This is a genomic window from Aerococcus sanguinicola (genome assembly GCF_001543145.1).
GTDB classification, from domain to species: domain Bacteria; phylum Bacillota; class Bacilli; order Lactobacillales; family Aerococcaceae; genus Aerococcus; species Aerococcus sanguinicola.
In genome coordinates this window covers 1,695,390-1,720,344 of sequence record NZ_CP014160.1, presented here as the reverse complement: position 1 = coordinate 1,720,344, position 24,955 = coordinate 1,695,390, and the positions used below count along the sequence as shown (strand labels likewise).

Annotated in this window: 22 protein-coding genes; 5 read left to right on the top strand and 17 right to left on the bottom strand. The window is 46.7% G+C overall.

Annotated features, from left to right (window positions below):
- Positions 1-206: 206 nt before the first annotated feature.
- The gene (gene guaA / locus AWM72_RS07665) at positions 207-1,748 is read right to left on the bottom strand and encodes a glutamine-hydrolyzing GMP synthase (protein ID WP_067976615.1); all 1,542 of its coding nucleotides are present in this window, start codon (positions 1,746-1,748) and stop codon (positions 207-209) included.
- A 215-nt stretch (positions 1,749-1,963) separates the two neighbouring features.
- On the opposite strand from guaA, the gene mvk reads away from it, so the two are divergent.
- From mvk to fni, 4 genes are read left to right on the top strand one after another with little or no spacing between them, the layout of a single operon-like run.
- Positions 1,964-2,926, top strand: coding sequence for a mevalonate kinase (gene mvk / locus AWM72_RS07660; protein WP_070485805.1), 963 nt, complete (start codon positions 1,964-1,966; stop codon positions 2,924-2,926).
- A 10-nt stretch (positions 2,927-2,936) separates the two neighbouring features.
- Positions 2,937-3,926, top strand: coding sequence for a diphosphomevalonate decarboxylase (gene mvaD, locus AWM72_RS07655; protein ID WP_067975780.1), 990 nt, complete (start codon positions 2,937-2,939; stop codon positions 3,924-3,926).
- A gap of 23 nt (positions 3,927-3,949) precedes the next feature.
- Positions 3,950-5,035, top strand: a complete 1,086-nt coding sequence (locus tag AWM72_RS07650; RefSeq protein WP_083272346.1) for a phosphomevalonate kinase — start codon at positions 3,950-3,952, stop codon at positions 5,033-5,035.
- A gap of 21 nt (positions 5,036-5,056) precedes the next feature.
- Positions 5,057-6,121 carry a type 2 isopentenyl-diphosphate Delta-isomerase gene (fni, locus tag AWM72_RS07645; RefSeq protein WP_067975772.1) on the top strand — a complete coding sequence of 355 codons (1,065 nt, stop codon included), beginning with the start codon at positions 5,057-5,059 and terminating at the stop codon, positions 6,119-6,121.
- Between the two features lie 61 nt (positions 6,122-6,182).
- On the opposite strand, the gene AWM72_RS07640 is transcribed toward fni, so the two are convergent.
- The 4 genes from AWM72_RS07640 to murB form a co-directional block, all read right to left on the bottom strand.
- A complete protein-coding gene (locus tag AWM72_RS07640; RefSeq protein ID WP_067975769.1) occupies positions 6,183-6,500 on the bottom strand; it encodes an AzlD domain-containing protein in 318 nt (105 codons plus the stop codon).
- Positions 6,497-7,210, bottom strand: a complete 714-nt coding sequence (locus AWM72_RS07635) for an AzlC family ABC transporter permease (protein ID WP_067975766.1) — start codon at positions 7,208-7,210, stop codon at positions 6,497-6,499. Before AWM72_RS07635 ends, AWM72_RS07640 begins: the two co-directional genes overlap by 4 nt.
- A 15-nt stretch (positions 7,211-7,225) precedes the next feature.
- Entirely contained in the window at positions 7,226-8,896 is a 1,671-nt protein-coding gene (locus AWM72_RS07630; RefSeq protein WP_067975763.1) for an ATP-binding cassette domain-containing protein, read from the bottom strand.
- Positions 8,897-9,048: 152 nt separating this feature from the next.
- Positions 9,049-9,948, bottom strand: a complete 900-nt coding sequence (gene murB / locus AWM72_RS07625) for a UDP-N-acetylmuramate dehydrogenase (protein ID WP_101603535.1) — start codon at positions 9,946-9,948, stop codon at positions 9,049-9,051.
- A 178-nt stretch (positions 9,949-10,126) separates the two neighbouring features.
- On the opposite strand from murB, the gene AWM72_RS07620 reads away from it, so the two are divergent.
- Positions 10,127-10,369, top strand: a complete 243-nt coding sequence (locus AWM72_RS07620) for a hypothetical protein (RefSeq protein ID WP_067975756.1) — start codon at positions 10,127-10,129, stop codon at positions 10,367-10,369.
- A gap of 76 nt (positions 10,370-10,445) precedes the next feature.
- Here the strand turns inward: AWM72_RS07620 and AWM72_RS07615 are convergent, their stop codons facing one another.
- The 12 genes from AWM72_RS07615 to AWM72_RS07560 all read right to left on the bottom strand — a co-directional run bounded on the left by AWM72_RS07615 (position 10,446) and on the right by AWM72_RS07560 (position 24,944).
- Complete coding sequence (locus AWM72_RS07615) at positions 10,446-10,985, bottom strand: GNAT family N-acetyltransferase (RefSeq protein ID WP_067975752.1); 540 nt, start codon at positions 10,983-10,985, stop codon at positions 10,446-10,448.
- Between the two features lie 2 nt (positions 10,986-10,987).
- Entirely contained in the window at positions 10,988-11,455 is a 468-nt protein-coding gene (gene tsaE / locus AWM72_RS07610; RefSeq protein ID WP_067975747.1) for a tRNA (adenosine(37)-N6)-threonylcarbamoyltransferase complex ATPase subunit type 1 TsaE, read from the bottom strand.
- A gap of 320 nt (positions 11,456-11,775) precedes the next feature.
- Entirely contained in the window at positions 11,776-12,756 is a 981-nt protein-coding gene (gene pta / locus AWM72_RS07605; RefSeq protein ID WP_067975744.1) for a phosphate acetyltransferase, read from the bottom strand.
- 96 nt (positions 12,757-12,852) lie between these two features.
- Positions 12,853-15,282, bottom strand: a complete 2,430-nt coding sequence (gene pheT, locus AWM72_RS07600) for a phenylalanine--tRNA ligase subunit beta (RefSeq protein WP_067975738.1) — start codon at positions 15,280-15,282, stop codon at positions 12,853-12,855.
- A gap of 8 nt (positions 15,283-15,290) precedes the next feature.
- Entirely contained in the window at positions 15,291-16,337 is a 1,047-nt protein-coding gene (pheS, locus tag AWM72_RS07595; protein ID WP_067975734.1) for a phenylalanine--tRNA ligase subunit alpha, read from the bottom strand.
- 428 nt (positions 16,338-16,765) lie between these two features.
- On the bottom strand, positions 16,766-17,107 hold the full coding sequence (locus tag AWM72_RS07590) for a winged helix-turn-helix transcriptional regulator (RefSeq protein ID WP_067975730.1): 342 nt from the start codon (positions 17,105-17,107) through the stop codon (positions 16,766-16,768).
- Position 17,108: 1 nt separating this feature from the next.
- Positions 17,109-17,648: an HD domain-containing protein gene (locus AWM72_RS07585; RefSeq protein ID WP_070485794.1), complete on the bottom strand. Its 540-nt coding sequence runs from the start codon at positions 17,646-17,648 to the stop codon at positions 17,109-17,111.
- A 23-nt stretch (positions 17,649-17,671) separates the two neighbouring features.
- Positions 17,672-18,430, bottom strand: coding sequence for a TrmH family RNA methyltransferase (locus AWM72_RS07580; RefSeq protein WP_070486003.1), 759 nt, complete (start codon positions 18,428-18,430; stop codon positions 17,672-17,674).
- Between the two features lie 4 nt (positions 18,431-18,434).
- Positions 18,435-19,829: a dipeptidase PepV gene (gene pepV, locus AWM72_RS07575; protein ID WP_067975721.1), complete on the bottom strand. Its 1,395-nt coding sequence runs from the start codon at positions 19,827-19,829 to the stop codon at positions 18,435-18,437.
- A 206-nt stretch (positions 19,830-20,035) separates the two neighbouring features.
- Positions 20,036-21,961 (bottom strand): LysM peptidoglycan-binding domain-containing protein, encoded by a 1,926-nt coding sequence (locus AWM72_RS07570; RefSeq protein WP_067975716.1) that lies wholly within the window; start codon positions 21,959-21,961, stop codon positions 20,036-20,038.
- A 254-nt stretch (positions 21,962-22,215) separates the two neighbouring features.
- Entirely contained in the window at positions 22,216-23,898 is a 1,683-nt protein-coding gene (locus AWM72_RS07565; RefSeq protein WP_067975710.1) for a putative polysaccharide biosynthesis protein, read from the bottom strand.
- Between the two features lie 182 nt (positions 23,899-24,080).
- Complete coding sequence (locus tag AWM72_RS07560) at positions 24,081-24,944, bottom strand: pyridoxamine kinase (protein WP_067975706.1); 864 nt, start codon at positions 24,942-24,944, stop codon at positions 24,081-24,083.
- Positions 24,945-24,955: the final 11 nt, after the last annotated feature.

Genomic DNA, 24,955 nt, shown 5'->3' with positions numbered 1-24,955 from the left:
CTTATTCCTCCTATTCTTATGATAGTTTTAGTATAACAATTATTAAGAAAGTTTTAAAACGAAAGCGTTTCTTTTTTATAACTATTATTTATCCAATCTATATAGGCGGAGAAAAAAGATCAGCTAACAGGGTACAGAGCCCTCTAGCTGATCTTTGATGAATAATGATTTTTTAAACTAATCAACTCGTTTATAGTTCTAAATTCTTATTCCCACTCAATGGTCGATGGTGGCTTACTGGTGATGTCATAGACGACGCGGTTGATCCCAGAGACTTCATTGACAATCCGGCGGCTAATGGTATCTAAGAGCTCATGCGGTAAGCGGGACCATTCGGCTGTCATCCCATCAATAGATGTGATGGCTCGGATACCAATCGTATATTCATAAGTTCGCTGATCGCCCATGACGCCGACGGATTTGAAGCCTGGCAGTACCGTAAAGTATTGCCAAACATCGCGTTCCAAACCATTCTTAGCAATTTCTTCGCGCAGGATAGCATCGGATTCACGCACAATGTGTAATTTTTCTTCCGTAACTTCTCCGATTACACGGATGGCTAGACCAGGACCTGGGAAGGGTTGGCGCCAAACAATTGGATCTGGCATACCTAAGGCTGTTCCTAAAGCACGGACTTCATCCTTGAAGAGGGTATTCAGCGGCTCAATTAATTCAAAGCTCATGTCTTCTGGCAGACCGCCAACATTATGGTGGGATTTAATCGTTTGAGCAGTTTCTGTCCCTGATTCAATGACATCGGTATAGAGGGTCCCTTGGGCAAGGAAGTCTACTCCATTTAGTTTGGTCGCTTCGTCATTAAAAACTTCAATAAATTCATTACCGATAATCTTACGTTTTCTTTCAGGGTCTTCAACTCCAGCTAATTTGCCAAGGAAGCGGTCTGCAGCATCCGCTTTAATGATGTTTAAGCCAAATTTGCCACCTAAAGTTTCCATCACTTGGTCAGCTTCACCCTTACGCAAGAGCCCATGGTCCACAAAGATGCAGACAAGCTGGTCGCCAATAGCCCGTTGGAGAAGCACACCCACTACGGATGAATCCACACCGCCAGAAAGTCCCAAGAGCACCTTGCGATCGCCCACAAGTTCTTGAATTTCTGCTGTCTTGATTTGAATAAAGTCTTCCATAGACCAATCCCCTGAAGCACCGCAGATATTGAAGACAAAGTTACGTAACATTTGGTTACCGTTTACAGAAGCGCGAACCTCTGGGTGGAATTGGAAACCGTAAATCTGTTCCGCTTCATTCTCAAAAGCAGCGGCTGGGCTATGGGGAGCAACCCCAGTAATTTCAAAGCCTTCAGGAATTTCAGCAATCCGGTCCCCATGGCTCATCAATACTTGCTCTTCCTCTTCTAAACCAGCAAAGATTTTAGAATCTGTTTTCTTGATGGTCATTTCTTGTTGGCCGTATTCCCGCTTATCGGAAGCTTCAACTCGGCCACCCAGTTTTTGGGTGATCAATTGCATGCCGTAACAAATACCGAGGATAGGAATACCTAAGTCAAAGATGCCAGCATCGACATCAAAGGCGCCATCAGCATAGACAGAATTAGGGCCTCCAGATAAGATAATCCCTTTGACATTACCTTCTGCTTGGATCTCTTCTGCCGACAAGCGATGGGATAGTAGTTCTGAATACACACCAAACTCACGGATGCGACGGGTAATTAACTGATTGTACTGACTGCCGTAGTCGAGCACAATAATTTTTTCTACAGCTTTCATACTTTCATTTACTGCCACTTTTCCACTCTCCTTTATTTCCTGGACAGCTCAATACATAAGCGTCTCATTATAATGTAGTGTATACGTTTAGCCACGAAGATGCAATAAATCTTTTTTAATATTTTGATGAATTCAATTGAGATTCACCATTCTCCTTCGTGTTTTGCTTACAAATATTGTACAATAGATAGGAATGGAAATGGAAGTGAGACAAATTGAAAAGAGGAATAGGTAAAGCCCACGGAAAAATTATTTTAAGTGGTGAGCACAGTGTGGTCTATGGCTACCGTGCCCTCGCCCTACCGATTGAAGCCGTCACCATCCAAGTTAGCCTAGAAGAATCTTCTGGGCCGACTTTTCTTATGAGTGAACTCTACCAGGGAGCCCTAACGGCGGCACCTAGTCATTTAGATAACCTCCGTCAACTCTGGCAAAGTCTACAGGAAGACCACAACGACCGAGGAGATTTTTTGATCCGCATTGAAAGTAATATTCCCGCCGAACGCGGTATGGGAAGCTCCGCAGCTGTTGCAGTTGCCTTGATTCGAGCCTATTATGATTTTTACGATGCGGACTTAGACCAGGAAAGTCTCTTAGCTTATGCTGATCTGGCGGAGACGATTAGCCATGGTAATCCCAGCGGTCTAGATGCTCGTTTAACTGTCTTAAACCGTCCCCTCTCCTACCAGAAAGGACAAAGCATGGAAGTTTTTTACTTCCAGACACCTTATTATTTGCTGGTAGCTGACACTGGGATTCCAGGCAATACCAAGGAGGCGGTGGCAGGCATCCGCCAAGCTCTGGACAGCGAACATCCGTCCCGCCACTTAGCCGCTAAAGCAGCCCTAGAAGAACTCGGCCAAGCAAGCGAGGACCTCTACCAGCACTTAAGCGGAAATGCTCCCGCTAGCTTAAAAGCGATTGCGCAAAGCCTGCAGTCTTCTCAGGTCAACCTCCAAGCCCTCCAAGTTTCCAGCCCCGAGCTAGACATGGGCATCCGCCTCTGCCTCAACCATGGGGCTGCTGCCGCCAAACTCACAGGAGGGGGTAAAGGGGGCTGTTTTATTGCCCTCACGCAAAGCCAAAAAGAAGCAGAAGACCTAGGCCAAAGCTTAGTTACTAAAGAAATGATTGTTGACTACTGGCTTATCCCACTAGCCAGTCCGGAACCGAGCTAAGGAGGATATTATGACGACTTACCAAGGCATGGCGCGTGCCCATACAAATATTGCACTGATTAAATATTGGGGAAAGGCGGATAGCGAACTCTTCATTCCCATGAATAGCTCCCTTTCCCTCACCCTAGATGCCTTATATACGGATACCAAAGTTTGCTTCTCAGAAGAGTTAAAACAAGATAGCTTCTGTCTGAATGGGGAAGAACAAGCTGAAGGGGCCGTCGCTAAAATTAGCCGCTTTTTAGACTTCTTCAGAAACCTAGCCCAACTTGACCTGCCTTGCCGGGTGGAGAGCGTCAACCATGTGCCAACAGGAGCAGGCCTAGCCAGTTCGGCTTCTGCCTTTGCGGCGCTAGCAGCTGCCTGTCGCCAGGCTTTGACCTTAGACTTGACCGACCAAGAACTATCAACTTATGCTAGACGAGGGTCAGGTTCAGCCACCCGCAGCATCTTCCCAGGCTTTGTCAAATGGGAAAAAGGAGACCGCCATGAAAACTCCCGTGCCGTCCCGCTTGATCCAGCTGACTGGGGGGTAGCCATGGTTATCCTAGCCCTCAATACCCAGCACAAAAAAATTCCTTCTCGACAAGGCATGGCCCATACGATTGAGACCTCTGCCTTCTACCCCGCTTGGCCCCGTCTCGCCGAGAAACATCTCAAAGAGATAGAGGCTGCTATCCAGCGCCGCGACCTAAAAGCTATCGGACAGATTGCGGAAGCCAACGCTATGGCCATGCATGCGACCATGCTCGCTTCTAACCCGCCCTTTACTTACTTTGAACCGGCTAGTTTGGAAGCCATGGACCAGGTCAGAAGCCTGCGTGACCAAGGCTATACAGCCTACTTTACCATGGACGCAGGCCCCAATATCAAAGTCCTCTGCCCGGCTTCTGAAAGTCAGGAGATTGCCCAGGCTATGGAAGAAGCCTTCCCAGAGGCCAAAGTGATCACAAGCCAGGTAGGCCCTGGTATCCAGACCCTCGACCACTGGCCCTATTAAAAACATTTAGAAAGGAATTGTTTATGAAAAATTGTCATGTTAAAGTACCCGGGAAATTATTCTGGGCAGGAGAATATGCTGTGACTAAAAGCCAGCAGAAGGCCCTCGTTGCAGCTGTCGATGCCTTTCTCAAGCTAGAGATTGAAGCAAGTGACCAGAATGAAGTCATCAGTGATCTGGCTGCTGAAAAGCTTACTTGGTCCAGAACCAATGCTGGTAAAATTGTCAGCACCAGTCTAGGAGCCGATAAGTTCGAGCTCATCTGGGAGGGCATTCGCCTGGCCGAACGGTACTTGCAAGCTAAGTATCCTGATCTCGAACTTGGCAGCTACCGGCTCCGCATAAAAAGCCAGCTCCATGACCAGGAAGGCCATAAGTATGGCCTAGGCTCTAGCGGGGCTGTTCTGGTAGCCTGTCTCTGGGGGATCCTCCAAGCCTTCTCTGACATCCCAGAAAGTCCGTCCGCCGCTGACCGGCTCAAAGTCTTTAAACTAGCAGCCATTGCAGAGTCCCGCTTAAAGATGAAAGGCTCATTCGGCGACCTAGCTGCTGCAAGCCATGGGGGCCTCCTCCTCTATCAAAATTTTGACCGAAAATGGTTTCGCCGGGCCAAGAAAACAACCGGACAAGATGTTCTCAAATTATTAGATAGCGACTGGCCTGGCCTCACTATCCAAAGTTTAGCCTTCCCCGATGATTGGGCTTTCTATGCCTTCTGGGTGGGGCAGGAAGCCTCAACTGAAAAGCTCCTTAAGCGCCAGCAGACCCAGCTCAGCCAGGACTTTTTGGACCAGTCTCAAGAACTTGTCGAAGCCCTTGCCCAAGACTTAGAAAAGGGAGATTTTACCAACTTTAATCGCCACTTAAGTGCTAACCAAGACCTGATTGAAGACCAATTACAGAGCCAGGGCTCCTACTATGCCAGCCCGGCTTTAGAAGAGGTCGTCAACTCAGCCAGAGAAGCTGGCCTAGCCGCCAAGGTATCGGGTGCCGGCCAAGGCGACTGTGCCATCGCTATCGCTCCCAACCGCTCCAGTGCACAGACCTTCCTTGAAGAGGCTCAAGCAAAGGGCTTGAACCACCTAGATTTAAAAATTTATTTCGTATAAAAGATAGAGGTGATATTTACGATGACTAACCGGAAAGATGACCATGTCAGAGAGGCTGCTGCCAACTATAAAGAAGAAAAGATCAGCGATTTTGACCATGTGCGTTTCGTCCACAACAGTATGGGCCAATTAGCAGAGGAAGATATTGACCTCTCCAGCCACTGGTTGGATCAAGATTTCCCTCTCCCCTTCTACATCAATGCCATGACTGGAGGGAGCGAATGGACCCGCGAAATTAATGGGCGATTAGCTCGATTAGCCCAGGCTCTCAAACTCCCTATGGCTAGCGGGTCTCTGTCAGCTGCCCTCAAGGATCCCCAACAAGAAACTTCTTTTCGCATTATTCGTGAGATATATCCAGAGGGCTTCATCTTAGCCAATGTGGGGGCTGACCGGAATGGCCAGGACGCCAAAAAAGCTGTCGAAATTCTTGAAGCAGACGCCCTCCAAGTCCACCTAAACCTCCCCCAGGAAATCGTCATGCCCGAAGGCGATCGGGATTTTCGGCGGATCAGGGACCACTTACTGGATATCAAAGACCAGGTCAAGGTCCCCATCGTCATTAAAGAAGTGGGATTTGGCATGAGCCGAGAAACCATTAATGAACTCTACCAATTAGGTTTCTCGACCATCGATATCAGCGGCCGGGGTGGGACTAACTTTGCCCAAATTGAAAATCAGAGACGCCCCGACCAAGATTTTGCCGAACTTTTTGACTGGGGGCAAAGCACTGTGGTCAGTCTCTTAGAAGCCAGCCAGGCACCCTCTGACCTCACCCTGCTAGCTTCGGGAGGGGTCCGCCAACCTCTCGATATGGTTAAGGCACTGAGCCTAGGCGCCCAAGCAGTCGGTATGAGCGGCTACTTCCTCCAGCTCGTTCTCAACCATGATCTAGCAGACAGCCTGCAAAAAGTCCAAGAATTCACTGATAAGCTGAAGCTGATCTACCTCCTGCTTAACTGCCGCAATAGCCAAGAGCTCAAACAGCTAGACCTAGTCCTCAGCGCTGGGCCTTGGCACTGGGCCCAAGTCCGAGGCATTGATGCCCAGGCGCTAGCCCAACGCTCACAGCAGAGAGACCGCTAATTCATAGACAAGCAAAAATGCAGACCTTAGAGTCAAAGTCGACTCCAAGGTCTGCATTTTCTTAAAAAATAAAATAAAGTAAACTAATCGTTAGCACCCCAGCTAAAACCGTTTTGATTAAGTCTTTGGTCATATATGCCACAATAATAGCAACCAGCGAAGCGATGAGCTTGAGATTGACCAAGGGATTCAGGCTAAAGTCTTCCTCCCAAAAGAAAATATCACAAGTAATCATCGCTGTAAACAAAGTAATCGGTACATAGGGCATGGCCAAGCGGATAGACAAGGGTAAGTCAGCCTTACGGGTCAAAACACCCGGGATCACCCGCATCAAAACCGATAGCCCGCCAATAATCAGAATAAGAAGGGTTAGGCTCATAAAGACAGATCTCCTTTCTCTTCCAATAAATGCCGGTCCATGCGATAAGCCAGGTAGCTTGCCAAAAGGGTCACCAGGACAATCACTAGACTCGAAGGTGCGAAGAGCCTTAAGACCAGACTCATCGCAAGGCTGATAAGGGTTATTGAGAAAGTTTTGCGGCTCTTAATCTGAGGGATTAAGAGGCCGATAAACATGGCGATGAGCACATAGTTTACGATAACCGTTGGGAAGGCAAAGAACTGACCCAAGATAGCCCCCGCAACCGTCCCACACAGCCAGGTGAGGTAAGTAGTCAGGGCAAGATAGAAGGCCTGGTCGAAGGTCCATTCGCCTTGCCCCTGGTCAGCTTCTTGGAAGTTCACAACATTTAGGGCATAGGATTCATCGGCTGTAAACTGGCTGAGCCAGGCTAATTTCCAGGTCTTTTCCTGAGGTAAATAGGAAGCTAGGGAAGAGGTCAGAAGCATCTGGCGGGAGTTAAGCAGTAAGACTAAGCCGATAATGACCCAAGTTGAGGCCCCAGCTAGGACCAAAGAAGCTAGCATAAATTGTGCTGACCCGCCAAAGATTAAAAGCGAGCTAAGAGCAACCTGCCAGTAAGACAGACCTGCACTGGCTAAGAGGACTCCACAAGCGATGGACAAAGGAATATAGGCAATGATAACTGGCCAAGCCTGTTGGACAGCCTGCTTGAAGTACTGGTTCATACAATCCCTCCTCCACTAACTTTGTTGGACTTCGCGGTCATAGTCCATAAATTTACGGATAAAGGTATAGGGATCCACGAGACCGATGCGCTTGGCAAAGACAGAGAGAGAGCTTTCCCTCAAGGCCGCTTGGTCGACTAAATTCTCGTTAGAAGTCACATAAACAGGATCCGTATCTGCAATGATTTCCCCTTCGGACATCACGAGACAGCGTCGGGTATAGGCTAAGAGCACTTCCACATCATGGGTGTTCATAATCACAGCAATTCCCTTCTCTTGGTTGATCCGGTAAAGACTACCCATAAAGTCAACCATATGCTTGTAGTCTTGGCCCTCCGTCGGCTCATCGATAATAATGAGCTCGGGGTCCTTCAAGAGCACACAAGCCAGAAGCAAGTGTTTGAGCTGGCCATAGCTTAAAAATTTCAACGGATAATGCTTAAGATGGTCAAAGCCAATTGCAGAAAGAAGCTGGTTGAAGAGGGCTTCCTTATCTGGTGAGAGTTGGCAGCCAGCTTCTTGATAGTTGGCATAGAACTTCTCCAATTGCTCCCATGGGGTCGCCCCAACGATCAAAGGCCTAAAATTCTGAGGCAGGTAGGCAATCTTATTTTTAACCTTCTGCCGGTTAGCGGCGGTTATTTCCTGCCCATGCCAGAAGACCTGGCCTTGGTCCGCTTCTAGGCACTGGCTGAGAATCCGACTGAGGGTTGTTTTCCCCGCCCCATTGGCTCCAACTACACTAAGCATTTCCCCCTGACAAATCTTCAAATCAAGGTCTTTAAGGGCATGGTTTTTATGATTGTAGTGGTAGGAAACATCTTCCAAGCGGATAAGTTCTTCCGTCGATTCTTGATAACGAAAACTAGGAATAGAGAGGGCCCAGTCTTCCATAACATCTTTTAATTTAGGGCCAGATATGTGGTTGACATGGGCGATATGGTGGACTTGGTCGAGGGGATAGCCGGCATAGCGCATGGCCGTCACATAGAGGGGCTCCCGCACATCAAGATTGGCTAGGATCGCATGGTGGAGTAAGTCTGATAAAGAACCATCGAAGACCAGACGGCCGCCTAGTAAAACCAGGACGCGGTCAATATGCCGGTACATCATCTGTTCTAAACGATGTTCAACAACCACAATTGTCGACTGAGTTTTCATATGGAAGTCATCCAAGGCATCGACAAAGTGCTCCGCCGCTCTCGGTGCCAAATTTGCCAGGGGCTCATCAAAGATATAGACCTTCTTGTGGTCCTTGATATGGTCCATCATCCGGTAGAGGTCTTGCTCGCCAGCAGACAAATCATTGAAAGACCGTTCTTGGGAATCCTTAGCCAATAAAGACCAAATTTGTTTAGTGAAATCTCCTTCATCTTGAGGGGCTAGGTCCACTAGCTCTTGATCGGCTGAATCTTCTGAAATAAAGTCAGCGATATCCTTCCCTTTAAAGCTTTCCACGTTATGATCACAGTAGCTCACGCTGCCTTCGATCTTTCCAGGATTAGCTGCTGTCCCTAATTCTTGGTTCAAGGCCTTAAGAAAACTTGTCTTGCCTGACCCATTTGCCCCCAATACAAGGACCTTTTCTCCCTTTTCAATGGTCAAGTTAATGTCTTTAAGGGCTGGAAACTGTGCCCCAGCATAAGTAAAAGAAAAATTATTAAATTTAATCCAGGCTTCCCCCATCCTTGCCAACTCCTTTCGCCAAATACTGCTAAGGCCTTATTCCTCTCCAGCAGTGATTTAAAATAAAAAACACAAATAAACTTCTCCATGTATTTTAACATAATTTTAACACAGAAGAAGTTTATCTGATTGATTCATGTTAAGTTTTATCTCTAGTCGCGGCCAATAATCCGCACTTCTGTCTCTAAGTCGACGCCATAGCGGTCCTTAACCACATCTTGGACATGGGCAATGACGGCTAGATAGTCAGTCGCTGTGGCCTGGCCGATGTTCACGATAAAGCCCGCATGTTTTAATGAAACTTGGGCCCCACCAACCGTATAGCCTTGGAGGCCGGCCTCTTGAATCAGCTGGCCCGTGTAATGTCCCTCAGGCCGTTTGAAGACACTGCCACAAGAAGGCAGGTCCAGCGGCTGCTTGGATTCGCGTAAGTGGGTCAATTCAGCCATCCGCGACTCAATGGCGTCTGGATCCGCAGAATGGAGCTGCATATGCACCCTAACGACAACCCCGCCATTCTCCTGAAAACAGCTATGCCGGTAAGCAAAGTCAAGCTCTTGAAGAGTGAGCTGACGCAGACTGCCTCTTTGATCGACATAGTCCACACTGGATACAATATCAGCCATCTCGCCGCCATAAGCACCCGCATTCATAAAGACGGCGCCGCCCAGACTCCCCGGAATCCCACAGGCAAATTCTAGCCCACCGAGGCTGTGGTCGGCAGCTAGGCGGCTGACATCAATCAAGCGGGCTCCCGCTTCAACAACCAAACTCTGGTCTTGGACCTCAGCTGCCTTCATATCTGTTAAGATCATGACGATCCCTTCAATGCCGCCATCCCGAACAATTAAATTGCTGGAATTGCCCAATACCATGATAGGGATCTGTTCGGTTTTAGCGTATGACACAAAATCTTGAACTTCCGCAATGGTCTGAGGAAAAACCAGGATATCGGCCGGTCCCCCTGTGCGTGTATAGGAATAAGAGCTCAAGGCCTCATCGAACTTAACCTTTGCTTGAGGAAAATGCTCAAGAAATTTATCTTTCATCACTTAACGATCACCTTTCCCGCCTAATCAATACTTTCGTCCCTCCATCATACCACAAGTCCAAATAAATGAAAAGATAGCTTAAATATTTGGCCCATCCTAGTCTTAAGCCTTATAATTTGCTAAAATAGATGCATTGACCAGCTCTTAGCCAAAATACTATAAGAAAGGACAATGACTCATGACCAAAGAAAGACGTCAGGCCCTCTTGATGACTGCCCTCAGCCTCTTCTTTTCGGCTAAACAATTGATGGCAGACCCCCAGTCTTTAAACCACTGGAACCTCATTTTGAGCCTCCTCATCCCTATCGTTGCTATCATTTTTTCACTCAATGACCAGGCTGCTCGTTGGCGCTGGGGCCTCGCCCTCGCTAATCTCTTCTTATTCTTCTTCATGCTCGCTATCACCTTTAAAGCATGGTAAAAAATAGCCAGGGCCCAAGTCTCCTCCAACTTCATCAATGAAGTTAAAGCTGAGATTAGGTCACTGGCTATTTTTTTTATTGGTCTTCGCTGTCATCCACCCGACGTCCCATCATCAAGACATCCTGGTAACTTTCTTGACAGAACATTGCAGCAGGGGTCTTGCCAATCAATTCAAAATCAAAGTGTTCATAGAGCTTGATGGCACGAATGTTCTCCGCATTCACTTCCAAGCGCAGATAGCGTAAGGAAGGGCTCTCCTCTGCCCACTCGATCATATCTTCCATCATCACCCGGCTGAGACCCATGCCCCAGAAGCGACGGAGAAGACAAATGCCGATCTCTCCGACATGACCTGTCTTGGGATTGGTCGGTGCACCAATACTAGCGACCCCAATAATCTCCCCATTAAGGCTAGCCAGCAAGAGGCGGTTATTGGTCGTCTCTTGAATTTGTTTCAGATAACGCGTCTCCTGTTCTTGGTTAATCCCTAGACCTTCCTCATCGAAGGTCAAATAAGGACTCTCAGCCCCAACCTGGCGGTAAAAATCTAATAGTTGCTTAGCATGCTTGGGCTGGCCATCTTCAAAAACAATTTCGATTTCTTCTTTCTTCATAACTAGCAATACTCCTCTTCTATAATCCGGGCCAGTTGCTTACCCCGCGGTCCAAAGCCTTCAAAATGCACTTGGCGGTCATCCTCCTGGCCCTTGCTAATGCTTAGCCACAAATAATTCGTCGATAAGTCCTCTTCAATAAATTGTGGCCACTCGATAACCGTTAAGCCGTCCCCTTCTAAATACTCTTCCAGTCCCATACCCTCAGCCCCTGTCTCTTCCAAACGGTAGGCATCCATATGGTAGAGCGGAAGCCGGCCAGATTGGTATTCACGGATAATGGTAAAAGTTGGGCTCTTAATATTCCCAGAAATTCCCAGCCCTTCTGCTAAGTAACGGGTGAAGGTGGTCTTTCCTGCTCCTAGGTCCCCAGCCAAGCAAATAATATCGCCGGCTTTAACATAGGAAGCTAAATAGTGGGCAAAGGATTGCGTGTCGGCCTCCCCCTGCCAATTCAAAGTCGCAGACATCCTATCCACTCCTTTCATTATATTGTCGATTAGTCTTATTTTATCACCAAAGCAAGAAGGGAGCAAAAAGAAAAGAGAGTGTGACAAAAGTCGATCAGGCCTGAACCAGCTAACGCATACTATATCTGTAACTCGCTGCGCTTCGAACAGCTATAGCAACTGTCCACGAACTATGGGAAATCGTTGGTAAACGATTGGACATAGTTCGTGAAGTGGATGTCAGGCCTGACTTTTGGAACACGTTTTTGAAAAATGCTTGCTTTTTAAAAAGAGGCCGGAACTTTTGTCCCAGCCTCTTTTCTAAATTCTTATCCGCTCGCTTAGTCATCCAACAAAGCTTGGTTAGCGGTAATGATTGAAATCTTATAAACATCTTCTTCGTTACATCCGCGTGAGAGGTCAGAAATTGGCTTAGCCATACCCTGTAAGATAGGCCCAATTGCTTCGAAGCCGCCAAGTCTTTGAGCAATCTTATAGCCAATGTTACCCGATTGGATTTCTGGGAAGACAAAGACTTTTGCTTGGCCTGCTACCTTAGAATCAGGTGCTTTTTGTTTGCCGACAGATTCAACGAAAGCCGCATCGAATTGTAATTCACCATCGATGTTGAAGCGTTCAGGCGCTTTTTCTTGAGCAATTGCCACTGCTTCAGCAACTTTCTCTTGTTGGGGAGCAGAAGCAGATCCCTTGGTAGAGAAGCTTAGCATAGCCACATTTGGTTCAATATCGAACAATTCAGCAGTCTTTGCAGATTCAATGGCAATTTCAGCCAGAGCGTCCTTGTCAGGGTCAATGTTAATGGCGCAGTCTGCGAAGACATAGCGTTCATCGTCACGAACCATGATGAAGGCACCTGAAGTGGAACGAACGCCTTCTTTAGTCTTAACGATTTGGAGGGCAGGACGAACGGTATCCCCTGTTGAGTGGACAGCCCCTGATACCAAGCCATCAACCTTGTCTTGATAAACTAACATTGTCCCGAAGTAGTTTTCATCTTTAAGAATTTCACGAGCTTGTTCTTCTGTTGCTTTGCCACGACGGCGTTCTACAAAGGCATCTACCATTTCATCAAAAGCATCGTAGTTATTGGGATCTACAATCTCAATTCCAGACAAATCGAAGCCGAATTCTTTTGCCTTAGCTTGTAAGTCATCAGGGTTACCTAGTAAGACAGGTTCCACTAAACCATCTTGCTTCAAGCGAACAACGGCTCCTTGAATGCGCTCTTCAGCACCTTCAGGGAAAACAATGCGCACTTTTTTGTCTTGAATTTTAGCTTTTGAGCTCTCAAACATATCCATTATTTTGACCTCCTAATTTATTATCATATGTCTACTTTTATCTTATCATACTTTGACCAAAATTCCTCTTGAAGTGGTCGAATTCTCACTCAATTCTTAGCGAACTTGGGCTCCCAACTCCTGACTTAGAGATTGAATTATAGCGTCCACATTAGCCGTAACCTCGTCGTCTTGGAGGGTGGCTTCTGGGTTCAGGTAAGACAGTTGATAAGCTAAAGATTTCTTACCTGCTTCGATCTTGTCACCAGTATAGAGGTCGAAGACTTGGATATCCCGCAAGTATTTGTTCCCTGCTTCTTGGATGCAGGCTTGGATTTCAGCGTGACTGACACTTTCATCAACGAGAAGGGCAATATCCCGCTTAATGCCTGGGAATTTTGGAATACTTTCTTGGACAATCGTTTGCTTAGGTAGGTCAAAGAGCCGGTCTAAGGACAGTTCAAAGACGTAAGTGGCTTGAGCCAAGTCATAGCTATCCGCTGTTTGTGGGTGGAGCTGGCCGATAAAACCAAGAACAATTTCTTCTTCCCCGAGATCAGCTAAAATACGGGCGGTCCGTCCTGGATGGGTATCAGCGATATCATGCGCAGCCTGGTAGCGGATACTGCAAGCCAGGTTCATGGAAGCGAGCAAAGCTTCAACAATCCCCTTCATCGCAAAGAAATCAACTGCCTGGTCTTGACCTTGCCAAGATTGGTCGATGCGGTTACCAGTCCAAACGGCTGCCAAGTGGTTTTCTTCAACTGGCTGGCCGTCTTCCCAGTAGGAAATGCGGCCGCTCTCATAAATGGCAACATTTTTGATATTGCGAGCGATATTATAACGGGTGATATCGAGATCAGTAGTCAGCAAATTGGTCCGCATGAAACGGTGGTCTTCACTCATCGGGAAGTCCAGCTCAACGGCTGCTCTTTCTTCTAATTGCAAGACATTTAAAGCTTCCGCACTGACCAAGTTATAGCCAATGACTTGGTTGAAGGAAAGAGCTTGCATGGTCTGACGAGCTCGACGGTCGAATTGTTGGCGCTCGGTCAGGCCAATTTTATAACCTTGGGCGTCAGGGAGATGGGAAGGAATCTTGTCGTAACCATAGATGCGAGCAACTTCTTCTGTTAAGTCAGCTGGAATATGAATATCCCAACGGCGTGGCGGAACAGTTACAGTGAAGTGGTCGGCATCCCCTTCTAAGCCAAATTGCAAGTCGGCAAAGACTTGTTCAATATCCTGGTAAGTTAATGCGGTCCCTAAGACACGGTTAATATAAGCCAAGGAAGAATCCACCTTCACATCCCCATGATCTAATGTAGAAGCTTGGGCAAATCCTGGTTCTAAGTCGCCCGAAGACCAGGCAACCATTAATTGAGCGGCATAATAGCCCGCTTCCGCGATCGTCGCTTGGTTAACCCCACGTTCATTACGCATGCTAGATTCGCTTCTCAAGCCTAAGCGGCGGGCTGTCTTACGAATATGGATAGGTTCAAACATCGCTGCTTCAAGCAAGACATTTTGTGTGGACTCATCAATTTCCGTATCGTAGCCCCCCATAACGCCCGCTAAGGCAATTGGCTTTTGGCCATCCGTAATCACGATATCTTCCTCCGTCAACTGACGCTCTTCGCCATCGAGAGTTTGCAGGGTCTCACCCGCTTGGGCCATCCGTGTTTCAATCTTGCCTGTTCCTAATTTATCGTAGTCGAAGGCATGTAGAGGCTGGCCGTATTCGAGCAAGACATAGTTGGTCGCATCTACAATATTATTAATAGGACGGATGCCTGACTTCATTAAGCGCACTTGGACAGCTAGCGGACTAGGCTGGATCTTCACATTGCGTACCAAGAAGGCATTGTATTCAGGGACCATGTCTGGATCATCCACTTGAATGGAGACAAGTTCTGCCAGGTCCGATTGCTTAGCGAATGTGTCAACATCTTCACTAGAAAACTCAGGCTGGCGGCCATAAATAGCAGCCACTTCCCAAGCATTCCCTCTGACTGACAAGGCATCTGCCCGGTTAGGTGTCACATCCAAATCAAGAATCGGATCGTCTAGCTTGAGATAGTCAACAATCGAAGTTCCGACTGGTGCATCTTCTGGTAAGACAGCAATCCCATTAGCAAATTCTTTAGGAACGACATTTTCTTCAAAGCCGATTTCTTCTAAGCTACAAATCATCCCTTGGGAAACTTGGCCGCGCAGTTTTCCTTTCTTAATCTTTACATTGCCTTTAATCCGTGAGTTAGGAAGGGCGACGATAACTTTTTGATTGCTTGCAATATTAGGCGCGCCACAGACGATTTGATAAGGCTCTTCTTCACCAACATCGACTTGGCAGATATGGAGGTGGTCTGAATCTGGATGGTCAACAACTTCGAGGGTATGTCCAACAACAACCTTCTTCAAGACACTCCCTAGATTTTCCAATCCATCGACTTCAATCCCTGTCCGTGACATCTTATCAGCGAGTTCTTCCGCTGTAATCCCCTCTAGAGAAATAAGTTCATTTAACCATTCAATTGATACTTTCATTTACTTGCTTACCCCTTTTCTTGGAACTGTGTTAAGAAGCGTAGGTCATTTTGGTAGAAGTGACGGATATCTTCAATTCCGTACTTCAACATAGCCACCCGGTCTGGCCCAATCCCAAAAGCGAAACCGGTATACCGCTCACTATCTACGCCTGACATTTCTAAGACATTTGGATGGACAACCCCTCCACCGAGGATTTCAATCCAGCCACTCTGCTTACAGATATTGCAGCCCTTGCCTCCGCACTTAAAGCAAGAAATGTCGATTTCAACAGAAGGTTCAGTGAATGGGAAATAGGATGGGCGAAGACGAATTTCCCGGTCTGCCCCGAACATGTGTTGGGCAAAGACTTCGAGGGTCCCCTTCAAATCAGCCAAGCCTACATTTTCAGCCACTACCAAGCCCTCAATTTGGTGGAATTGGTGGGAGTGGGTGGCGTCATCATCATCCCGACGGTAAACCTTACCTGGACTGATCATCTTAAGCGGACCCTTGGAGAAGTCGTGCTGGTCCATGGTCCGTGCTTGGACAGGTGAGGTGTGAGTCCGCAAGAGGACGTCCTTATTGACATAGAAGGTATCCTGCATATCGCGGGCCGGATGGTTTTCTGGTAGGTTCATCCGCTGGAAGTTGTAATAGTCGGATTCAATTTCTGGACCTTCGACAACTTCATAACCCATGGACACAAAGAGGGTCTCAATATCCGACATCACTTGGGCAATAATGTGTGGCTTACCGAGCTGAACTTCTTGACCAGGCAGGCTAACATCAATTGTTTCAGCTGCCAAGGCTGCTTCTAGAGCTTCAGCTTGGAATTTTTCCTCTTTTTGGTCCAATGCAGCCGCTAACTTGGTCTTCAATTCATTAGCGAAGGCCCCCACTTTAGGCCGTTCTTCATTGGACAAGTCCTTCATTCCCCGTAAGGTCTGGGTCAATGCCCCCTTCTTACCGAGATAATCAATCCGTAATTGTTTAACACCATCAAGATCCGTTAGCTGGGATAATTGATCATGCATTTCCTTCTCTAAAGCTTTCAATTGTTCAATGATATCCATGATAACTCCTTTTATTCAATGCCATTTAATTTAATAGAAAACAAAAAAGCCTTCCATCCCTCAAAGGGACGAAAGACCGCGGTACCACCCTTGTTTCAGCTGACAAAAATTACTGCTGACACTCAAAGCCTTTAACGCTGGCTTGCGGACACCTTTTCCATCCGGTCCCGGTGCCTACTCAAGAAGTGAAAGGGCCTAGTCCATGTAGAAGAAACTCTCAGTCGCTGATTTCTCTTCCTGGCTACACTTGTGACTATTTCCGTCTTCTATCAACGTGATATTACAACTTATTATAAGCAAAATTCAACTTAGCGTCAACTCAAATCCTGTATAAAGCCAATACCAGACCAAAGTTTTAAAACAGAAGCTATCAGCAAGTCTGAGTAGAAAAGGCTGAAGCATTTTGCCCCAGCCCTTTATTTTTTATATTAAATTTTATCATCTTTAGCCATCCACTCATCAGCCCATTGGTGAAGATTGTTAAGAACAGGTTCTAACTCCAGACCTTTTTCGGTCAGGCTATAGAGCGCCACCTGGTGGGAATCAATTTCTGTAGTTTTGCGACATACGATACCTAACCGGCCCAGTTGACGCAAGCGCTCGATTAACACCCGGTCAGAAATACCATTGATACTGTCACGCAATTGCCCAAAACGCAAAGGCTCATTTAATAAACTTTGGATGATTAGACCGTTCCATTTCTTACCAATCAACTGAAAACCACGTTCAAATTTAGGACACAGTGTCGGCACGTGTTTCTCTGTTGTCATCTTAATCTCTCATTTCTTCTCTCAGGTCTAAGCCCAAGAAATATTTATAAACTTTACACTGGAAGCTTGTGCTAAAGTTACGGAAAAGCGGATAAGCAAAATCTTCGCAAGCTACCCACTTATCAACCATGGTCACGATATAAGATTCCCGATACTTAGGAAGTGCAGCCGTTGCCAGCCACATATGCTTAACAATAATATCTTCTTCGATTGGATTGAGGCTTGTTAAAGCACGCGAATTCTGCAAGGCAATGTAGGGATGGTTGCTTAAGTGATTGCCGTGTGAGAATGATAACTCGCCAGGCATATAATAGAACAAGTCATGCATTAAGCCTGCACGTGCCACCGACCGGTAGTCTAAACCTAACTTACGCGCAATCTTATAGCTCTTGTAGGATACTTGAAAAGAATGAATCATCCGGTTTCCATGAATATGTTGGGGGAAGCGTTCCAAATCTTTAATAAATTGATGGTCTTTAATATCGGCTACGAGCTCTAAGTAGTCGCTGTCAGATTCCCATGGTCGTGTGTGTTTGTGCATTCACTCATCACTCTTTCTACTTTCTAAATCACGGGACGATATTCGTACATCATAATTGCAGCTGCAATGGCGACATTTAAGGATTCAGCCTGCCCAGTCATAGGAATATGCAAACTGACATCCGCCAATTCAATACAGTCGGGGCTAACCCCGTTACCCTCATTACCTAATATAATGCCCCATTTTTTGGCATCTGTCAAACAGTAATCCTTGACACTCTGTGAATCACTGGACAGGGTGGAAGCAGCGATCCGGTAACCCTGGCTCTGCAATTGAGGGATGGCTTGGTCCAAGTCAGCCTGGACAATTTGGAGTTTGAACTGGCTCCCCTGCATGGCGCGCAAGGCCTTACTATTATAAGGATCAACGCTCCCTTTACCAAGGATCAGGCTGTGGTAACCTAGGGCATCCGCTGTCCGGATAATAGTGCCCAGATTACCTGGGTCCTGGAGGCCATCGAGGAGGAGAATAGCAGAAGATGTCAACTGGTCAAGCGCGACCGGTTCAGGCAAGGGCATCACCGCAAAAACCGCCTGAGTGCTTTCTGTTTCTGCCAGATAACCGGCTAGCTGTGGACTGATCAATTGACAGTTACAGTTCGCATAATCAGCCTTAAAGCTAGCCTCCGTGCATAAGATTAATTCTGGCTGTTTTCCCGCTTCTAAGGCCATTTCCAATAAGTGAGGGCCTTCCAGAAGATAGCGCTTGGCCTTCCGCCTTCCCTTCGCTTGCTGCAATTTCTTAATGGCTTTAATCTGCGGGTTCTGTTTGGATTCAATCATCATCTTATTTGATTAAGCGGTAAATGGCTTCAGCATAGATAGCCATCGCCTTTTCAAGGTCTTTGAGGCGGGCGAATTCATTGGCTTGGTGCATGGTATCTGGTGAATCAGGGAAAAGTGCACCGAAGGCCACGCCGCGTTCGAAGAGACGCCCGTAAGTTCCGCCCCCGATCACTTTTTCTTGGCCAACTTCACCAGTATATTTCTCGTAAACATCGAGTAAGGTAGTTACCAAGGGGTCATCAGCTGGCACATAGTGGGGAGCCTTGTTCGACTTGCCATCTTCCCGGCTAAAGGCATAGTCTTGGCCGAGCTCATCCAAACGGCTACCAATCTCTTCATAGCTAATGCCCTGAGGCACCCGCATGTTTAAAGTGACCTTAACTTGGTCGCCCTCAACTGCAAAGACGCCTGGATTAAGGGTGAGATCTCCCATCACGTCATCATGGTGGGCAAGGCCTAATTTTTCCCCATAGAAGTCTTCGTGAAGACGGTCTGCCGTAAAGCTGATAAAGCTATTTTTAGCTAAATCGTCGCTCAGTCCCTGCAAGAAAAGAGCCAGGTAAGTTGCCGCATTTTCTCCTTGAGAAGGATCCATAGCATGGGCTGCTTTCCCTTCACAAGCGACAAGGACTTGCCCTTGGTCTGTTGCTTCAACCGTTAAGCTGGCAGCTGGATGAGCTTTTTGGAAGTCTGCTACAGCAGCTTGAACTTGGTCGAGATCTTTGTTCGCCAAACGGGCTTGGGCTTCAGCAGGCACCATGTTCTCACGCTGGCCGCCTTCAAAGCTGACTAAGTCCCCTTGGAAAGGTGAAAAAGTGAGATGACTGGTGTACTGGCCTTTTTCCCCATTAATAATGGGAAATTCAGCATCTGGTGAGAAGCCAAAGTCCGGTTTCACTTCGCTTTCAAAATAGCGGTCCATGCACTTCCAGTCGCTCTCTTCATCGGTCCCTACGATAAAGTGCACCCGTTTAGAAACAGGAAGTTCCAAGTCTTTAATAATCTTTAGGGCATAGTAAGCAGCCATGAGAGGCCCCTTGTCATCACTTGCTCCCCGGGCATAGAGCTTGCCGTCCTTGATCACAGGATCAAAAGGATCCGTCTCCCAATATTTATCCACAGGCACCACATCCACGTGGGCTAAGATACCCAGGATTTCGTCGCCCTCACCAAATTCAACCCGGCCGGCAATATTATCGATATTAGCGGTTTGGAAACCATCGCGCTCAGCCATAGAAAGGAAGGTCTCTAAGGCCTTTTTAGGGCCTGGCCCAACCGGTGCTTCTGCACTAGCTTGGCTGTCATCTCGTACACTATCCACTTTCAGTAAAGTAAAGAGGTCTTCATAATAAGCCTCATAGCGTTTCTGTGCTTCTTGTGTCCAATGAATTGTCATAAGGTAAACGCCTCCATCTTTTTTATCAATTATAGCATATTTCCCCTCAGTTTAAAGCCACTTACTATATGAAAGCTTTAAAAACTTTATAAAATTTAAATCTTTACGATCAAAAGAAAGAGGCAAGTTGCCCTGCCTCTTTATCTGAATGAGGCTTGAGAAAAGCTCCAGCCTCTTATTAATTAACGAACTTTTGTTAAAGTCTCCTATTTAATCACTAATTGGTCACCAATTTGTAGGAAATCAGACGTCAGATGGTTCCATTCCTTCAATTGGTCGACACTAACACCATGACGAACCCCAATCAACCAGAGCGAATCCCCTGCTTTGACGGTATAGTTGGTCTTTTCGGGGCTATTATCAGCCATCTGTTCTTTAACACCTGGCTTCATTTCCCAATCGATCACATAGTGGCCATTATCCCAGTTGACATAGAATTCTTTGTGGCGCTTGTAGTCAAAATTTTGACGCCCGTAACGGACAGCATCCTTAATGCTTTGGAAATTCTTGGCATCTCTGACATAAGGATTAGTGGTCTTCTCTGTTTGAGGAGCGTTTGAAGTCTTTTGGCCGGCTGCTTTCTTAACAAGCAGTTGGTCACCAGGATGGATCACAGAATTGGCATTCAGTTGGTTCCACTTCATCAAGTCATTAACCGTTACGCCTTCTCTTTGACTAATGCCCCAGAGTGAGTCGCCTGCTTTGACTTTGTAATTGGCCTGGCCTTGATGGCTTACTTTCACTTCTTTTGGCTTGGCGACTTGGTCTTTCATTTCCCATTCGAGGACATAGCGGCCATCCTTGCCTAAGTTCACATAAAATTCTTTGTGTTTGGTGTAATCAAAGTGGGCCCGCCCATATTGAACTGCTGTTTTCACATCATCAAAGCGCTTAGGATCAACTAAGCGTCCTTGTGCTGTGACTTCAGGAGCAGGAGTGGGCTTTACTTGATTATTTTCAGCTACTTGAGGGGCTTGGATGACTAGCTTTTGTCCAGGATGGATAACACTTTGAGCGGTTAAATGGTTCCACTTCATGAGATCTTGGATGCTGACCCCATGGCGGTGGCTAATGGCCCAGAGTGAATCGCCAGCCTTGACTTGGTAGTCACTAGCTTGTCCTTTTGCCTTGCTTTCTGCCTGATCAACCTTCACTTGAGGCGCTTGGCTTGCCTTAACTTGAAGCTTTTGTCCGGGATGGATGACGCTCTGTGGCGTCAATTGATTCCATTTCATCAGGTCTTGGATGCTGACGCCATAACGTTGGCTAATGGCCCAGAGTGAATCGCCAGCCTTCACAGCATAAGTGGCTGCGCTTGGAGCCTTCTTATCATCTTGACGAAGGGCAGGTTTTTGTCTTTGACCCGCTTGCATTTCCCAATCGACCGTGTAGGTGCCATCTGCTTGCCAATTCACATAGAATTGTTTGTGGCGCTTGTAATCAAAATGGTCGCGGGCGTATTTAACCGCTGCATTGACATCCTTAAAGGTCTTTTGGTCACGAACATAAGGGCTTCCAGTCTCTTCAGCAGCTTGTTCTGTTTCTGTGTTAGTTGCTATTTCTTTGCTTGGTGCTTTAGCCGGAGCCTTGACCACGAGTTGCTTACCAGGAAGAATCAGGCTATCCGTCTTGAGTTGGTTCCATGCCAATAAATCATCCAAGCTGACCCCATTATTCTTAGCAATCCGCCAGAGCGAATCGCCTGCCTTAACTTGGTAAGTCGTTTCTGCAGCTTCAGCTTGTTTTGCTGTTTCTGCTTTTGGTGCAGGACTTGTTGGCGTGCTCGTGCTAACTGGTGCTTGATTTTCTAGCTGGCTAGCAGGCTTTGCAGCTTGACTGGCTGGCTCTTGTGTCTGAGCTGCAGGGCTTTGGTCTTGGATATACAAGGTATCCCCTGGGTGCAAGACATAGTTATCCTTCAGTTGGTTCCAGTTCTTCAATTGGTCAATGCTGACGCCATAAGTATTCCCAATCTTCCAGAGTGAATCTCCCGCTTGAACCTGGTGTTGGTTAATTTCATCAGCTTTTACACTTTCTCGACATAATTGATAAGCGGCAGTAGATACTAAGGCAAGTGATGCAAGTGATAATTTCTTAATAACTTGTCCTTTATTCTTTGTCATTGCTTCCATTGTTAAAACCCCCTCGCTTTAACATTTAATCTTCTAAGTGCTTCTATCATACCGCTAACCAAGAGGAATGGGAAGGCTTTTGTTACAAATATTTCATAGTTATCGTAACATTTGTAATATTAATTAAATTTATGGGGAGACTTCCCTTCCTATCTTTATTATAACGTAAAGCAAAACTTAATGCTAGCGCTTTCATATTTGGGATAAATAAAAACACAGCAAACTTTAGAACTAGTTCGCTGTGTTTAAAAAAACTAGCTAAGTCCTAACTTGCGGCGCAGCTCTTCAGCGCGTACACCGAGAACCAGGTCTAGCTTGTGGCTCTTAAGCATTAAGAGGAGGTAAACCCATACCGCAACGGCAACTACCAAGAGGCTAATGACAATTGAGCCGAGGAGATTAGGCATGGGCAGGAGATAAGCTAGAATCAAGTAGAGCAGGCCTGCCACAAGGAACATAATAAAGGCAGAGAGAACAATCGGTAAACTTTCATTTAGGAGTTCCCGGTAGCGGAAGCCAACTAAACGATGGATGTGGTAGAGATAGTAGAGAGAAATCGTTGTGAAAGAAATAATCGTCGCTAGCATAGCGCCAGGTGTTCCGAGGAAGTAAATTAGAGGATATTGCCATACTAACTTCATCACCAAGCCCAGAGCTAGGCCGATTACCGCTTGCTTATGGTGGTCCATTGCCTGTAAGACGGAGACTAGGACCGAGTAAGCGCCCATTCCCAGAGCGGTGAAGCAAGAAATTCTCAAATACATGCTACCTAAAGCATCCGGCCGATAAACTAAATTATAAACGGGGCCGGCCAAGATAAAGAGACCTAAAGCTACTGGCAACATAACCATTAAGAAGAGTTGCAGGTTATGAATGACCAAGTGGCTAGTCTCGCGTAGAAGGGGTTGGCTAGTTGATCGTTCCTGATGGTCCAATTCCCGTGAATAAGTATTCGCAATCACTGGAATAGAAGTTGCTCCGATAGCCAGGGCCAGGGAGACGAGGACAGTCACTAATTTATTAATATTAGCGGAAAAGATCCCGTATTCGTAAATGATATCAGCCTGTCCTAAATTGCTCACCTTCTCCATGATAGGCATGAAGGTATTGGTATCGATCAACTGGGTTAATTCAATACCAGAGCCTGTAATGATGAAAGGAATGGCGATCATAATAATTTCTTTGATCATCCCGGACGTTTTGACCTGGTAGCTGGCCTTCTTAGTCAGTGACACCGGATACTCCTTGCGGTGGCGCAAATAATAGAAAGCTAGGGTCAAAATGGCCACTGCCCCACCGATGAAGGCGGCAAAAGTCGAATAGCTAACCGCAGTGACAACAGAGCCATCGAAGATACGACGGATGACATAAACCGACGCCAGCATATAAGCCACCCGGAAAAATTGTTCCGTAATCTGAGAAATGGCACTTGGCTTCATATCCTGATGACCTTGGAAGTAGCCCCTAAAGATCGAAAGTAAGGGGAAGAGAATCAAAGCAGGCACTAAAGACCGAATGGTAAGAACAGCATGGCTGACCTCCCGTGTTGGCGTCGATTCTGCCAGCCAGGGCGCTGCGAAGAAGAGGACGAGGCCCGAAACGAGGCCCATTACTAACATGAGAATGGTCCCACTCCTAAAGAGCTGCTGGCTCGTGTCATATTGTTTACGAGCATTGTAGTAGGCCATCTGCTTAGCGATGGCTGAAGGCACACCGGCTGTAGAGATGACCAAAAAGATTGAATAGTATTTATAGCCGATATCATAAAGGGCATTGGCTTCGGCCGCGGTTTGGGGATCTCCCATCCAGCGGACCCAGGGAATAATATAAAGCAAGCCGAGTAATCTGGAAGCAAAGGTCCCCACTGTCATCCAGGCTGAGCCCGAACTCATACGCTCGGCAGCATCCGATCGAATCGGAGCTTTTTCGTTTTCCATTTAATATTCCAACTCTCTTTCATTGGATGAACCAAAGTTAATTTAAACATTAACTACATGATATATAATTCAATTTCACTTTGCAATAACTTGCCTGTCAAATTTACAGAATTATAAGGTCAAAAGAAAAGATATAGCCCGCTTCAGAAAAATCTCTGAAGTGGGCTATCATCTCATTTAAGTTATTCATTTGCTTTTTTCTCTTGGCGGACCATGGCAGAAAGGTCACCAAGCAAGGTCTCGAAGGCCAAACCTTCCCGGTCCACATCGGGTTCATCAATGGAACGGGCCAAGGCCTGACTGACCTTGGTGACTGCTAGAGCAGAAGCATCGGCCAAGCTAAAGCCATTGACTAAAGCTCCCACCAAGATACTACCAAAGATATCCCCAGTGCCATGGAGCTTGCGACCAATAAAATCAGACTGTTTGAGCCCTTCTTCATCCTTATCGGCATCATAATAATGGGCACCGGTTTGCCCTTCCCCGTCATAGCCAGCCCCCGTTAAGACCAAGGACGTCTTCTTAACCTGGTTGCAGGCATGGACGAATTGCTGGAAGAGCTCATCTTCAACTAAGCCTTCTTGATAAGGCAAGCCATAAATCAGGCTGGCCTCCGTCTGGTTGGGCATAATCAAATCAGCAATATCGCATAAGCTGCGCATCTTATCGGCATAAGCCTGGTCAAAGCCAGGATAGAAAGCCCCATCATCGGCCATAACTGGGTCTAAGTAGAACTTTCCCCCTTCAGTTAGCAGGTCTGGAAGGGTCTCTAGCAAGAAATCGATCTGCTGGATATTTCCCAGGTAACCGACATAGACTGCATCGAACTTAAGGCCGTAAGTCTGCCAATTTTCAACAATTTTAGGCATCTCCTGACTGAGGTCGAGATAGGTATAATTCTCAAAACCAGGTCCAGTATGGGTAGACAAGAGAGCCGTGGGAAGGATAGTCCCGGTCAACTCCATACTGGAAATGATAGGCAAGGCAACAGTGGTTGAACACTTGCCATAGCAGGAAATATCATGAACAATTAAAACCTTTTTCACACAATCTCCCC

Bases quoted from the DNA above. Each gene is read 5' to 3' on its own strand.
- guaA (WP_067976615.1), bottom strand. From the start codon at position 1,748: ATGAAAGCTGTAGAAAAAATTATTGTGCTCGACTACGGCAGTCAGTAC.
- mvaD (WP_067975780.1), top strand. From the start codon at position 2,937: ATGACGACTTACCAAGGCATGGCGCGTGCCCATACAAATATTGCACTG.
- AWM72_RS07650 (WP_083272346.1), top strand. From the start codon at position 3,950: ATGAAAAATTGTCATGTTAAAGTACCCGGGAAATTATTCTGGGCAGGA.
- fni (WP_067975772.1), top strand. From the start codon at position 5,057: ATGACTAACCGGAAAGATGACCATGTCAGAGAGGCTGCTGCCAACTAT.
- AWM72_RS07640 (WP_067975769.1), bottom strand. From the start codon at position 6,500: ATGAGCCTAACCCTTCTTATTCTGATTATTGGCGGGCTATCGGTTTTG.
- AWM72_RS07635 (WP_067975766.1), bottom strand. From the start codon at position 7,210: ATGAACCAGTACTTCAAGCAGGCTGTCCAACAGGCTTGGCCAGTTATC.
- AWM72_RS07630 (WP_067975763.1), bottom strand. From the start codon at position 8,896: ATGGGGGAAGCCTGGATTAAATTTAATAATTTTTCTTTTACTTATGCT.
- AWM72_RS07620 (WP_067975756.1), top strand. From the start codon at position 10,127: ATGACCAAAGAAAGACGTCAGGCCCTCTTGATGACTGCCCTCAGCCTC.
- AWM72_RS07615 (WP_067975752.1), bottom strand. From the start codon at position 10,985: ATGAAGAAAGAAGAAATCGAAATTGTTTTTGAAGATGGCCAGCCCAAG.
- tsaE (WP_067975747.1), bottom strand. From the start codon at position 11,455: ATGTCTGCGACTTTGAATTGGCAGGGGGAGGCCGACACGCAATCCTTT.
- pta (WP_067975744.1), bottom strand. From the start codon at position 12,756: ATGGATATGTTTGAGAGCTCAAAAGCTAAAATTCAAGACAAAAAAGTG.
- pheT (WP_067975738.1), bottom strand. From the start codon at position 15,282: ATGAAAGTATCAATTGAATGGTTAAATGAACTTATTTCTCTAGAGGGG.
- pheS (WP_067975734.1), bottom strand. From the start codon at position 16,337: ATGGATATCATTGAACAATTGAAAGCTTTAGAGAAGGAAATGCATGAT.
- AWM72_RS07590 (WP_067975730.1), bottom strand. From the start codon at position 17,107: ATGACAACAGAGAAACACGTGCCGACACTGTGTCCTAAATTTGAACGT.
- AWM72_RS07585 (WP_070485794.1), bottom strand. From the start codon at position 17,648: ATGCACAAACACACACGACCATGGGAATCTGACAGCGACTACTTAGAG.
- AWM72_RS07580 (WP_070486003.1), bottom strand. From the start codon at position 18,430: ATGATTGAATCCAAACAGAACCCGCAGATTAAAGCCATTAAGAAATTG.
- pepV (WP_067975721.1), bottom strand. From the start codon at position 19,829: ATGACAATTCATTGGACACAAGAAGCACAGAAACGCTATGAGGCTTAT.
- AWM72_RS07570 (WP_067975716.1), bottom strand. From the start codon at position 21,961: ATGGAAGCAATGACAAAGAATAAAGGACAAGTTATTAAGAAATTATCA.
- AWM72_RS07565 (WP_067975710.1), bottom strand. From the start codon at position 23,898: ATGGAAAACGAAAAAGCTCCGATTCGATCGGATGCTGCCGAGCGTATG.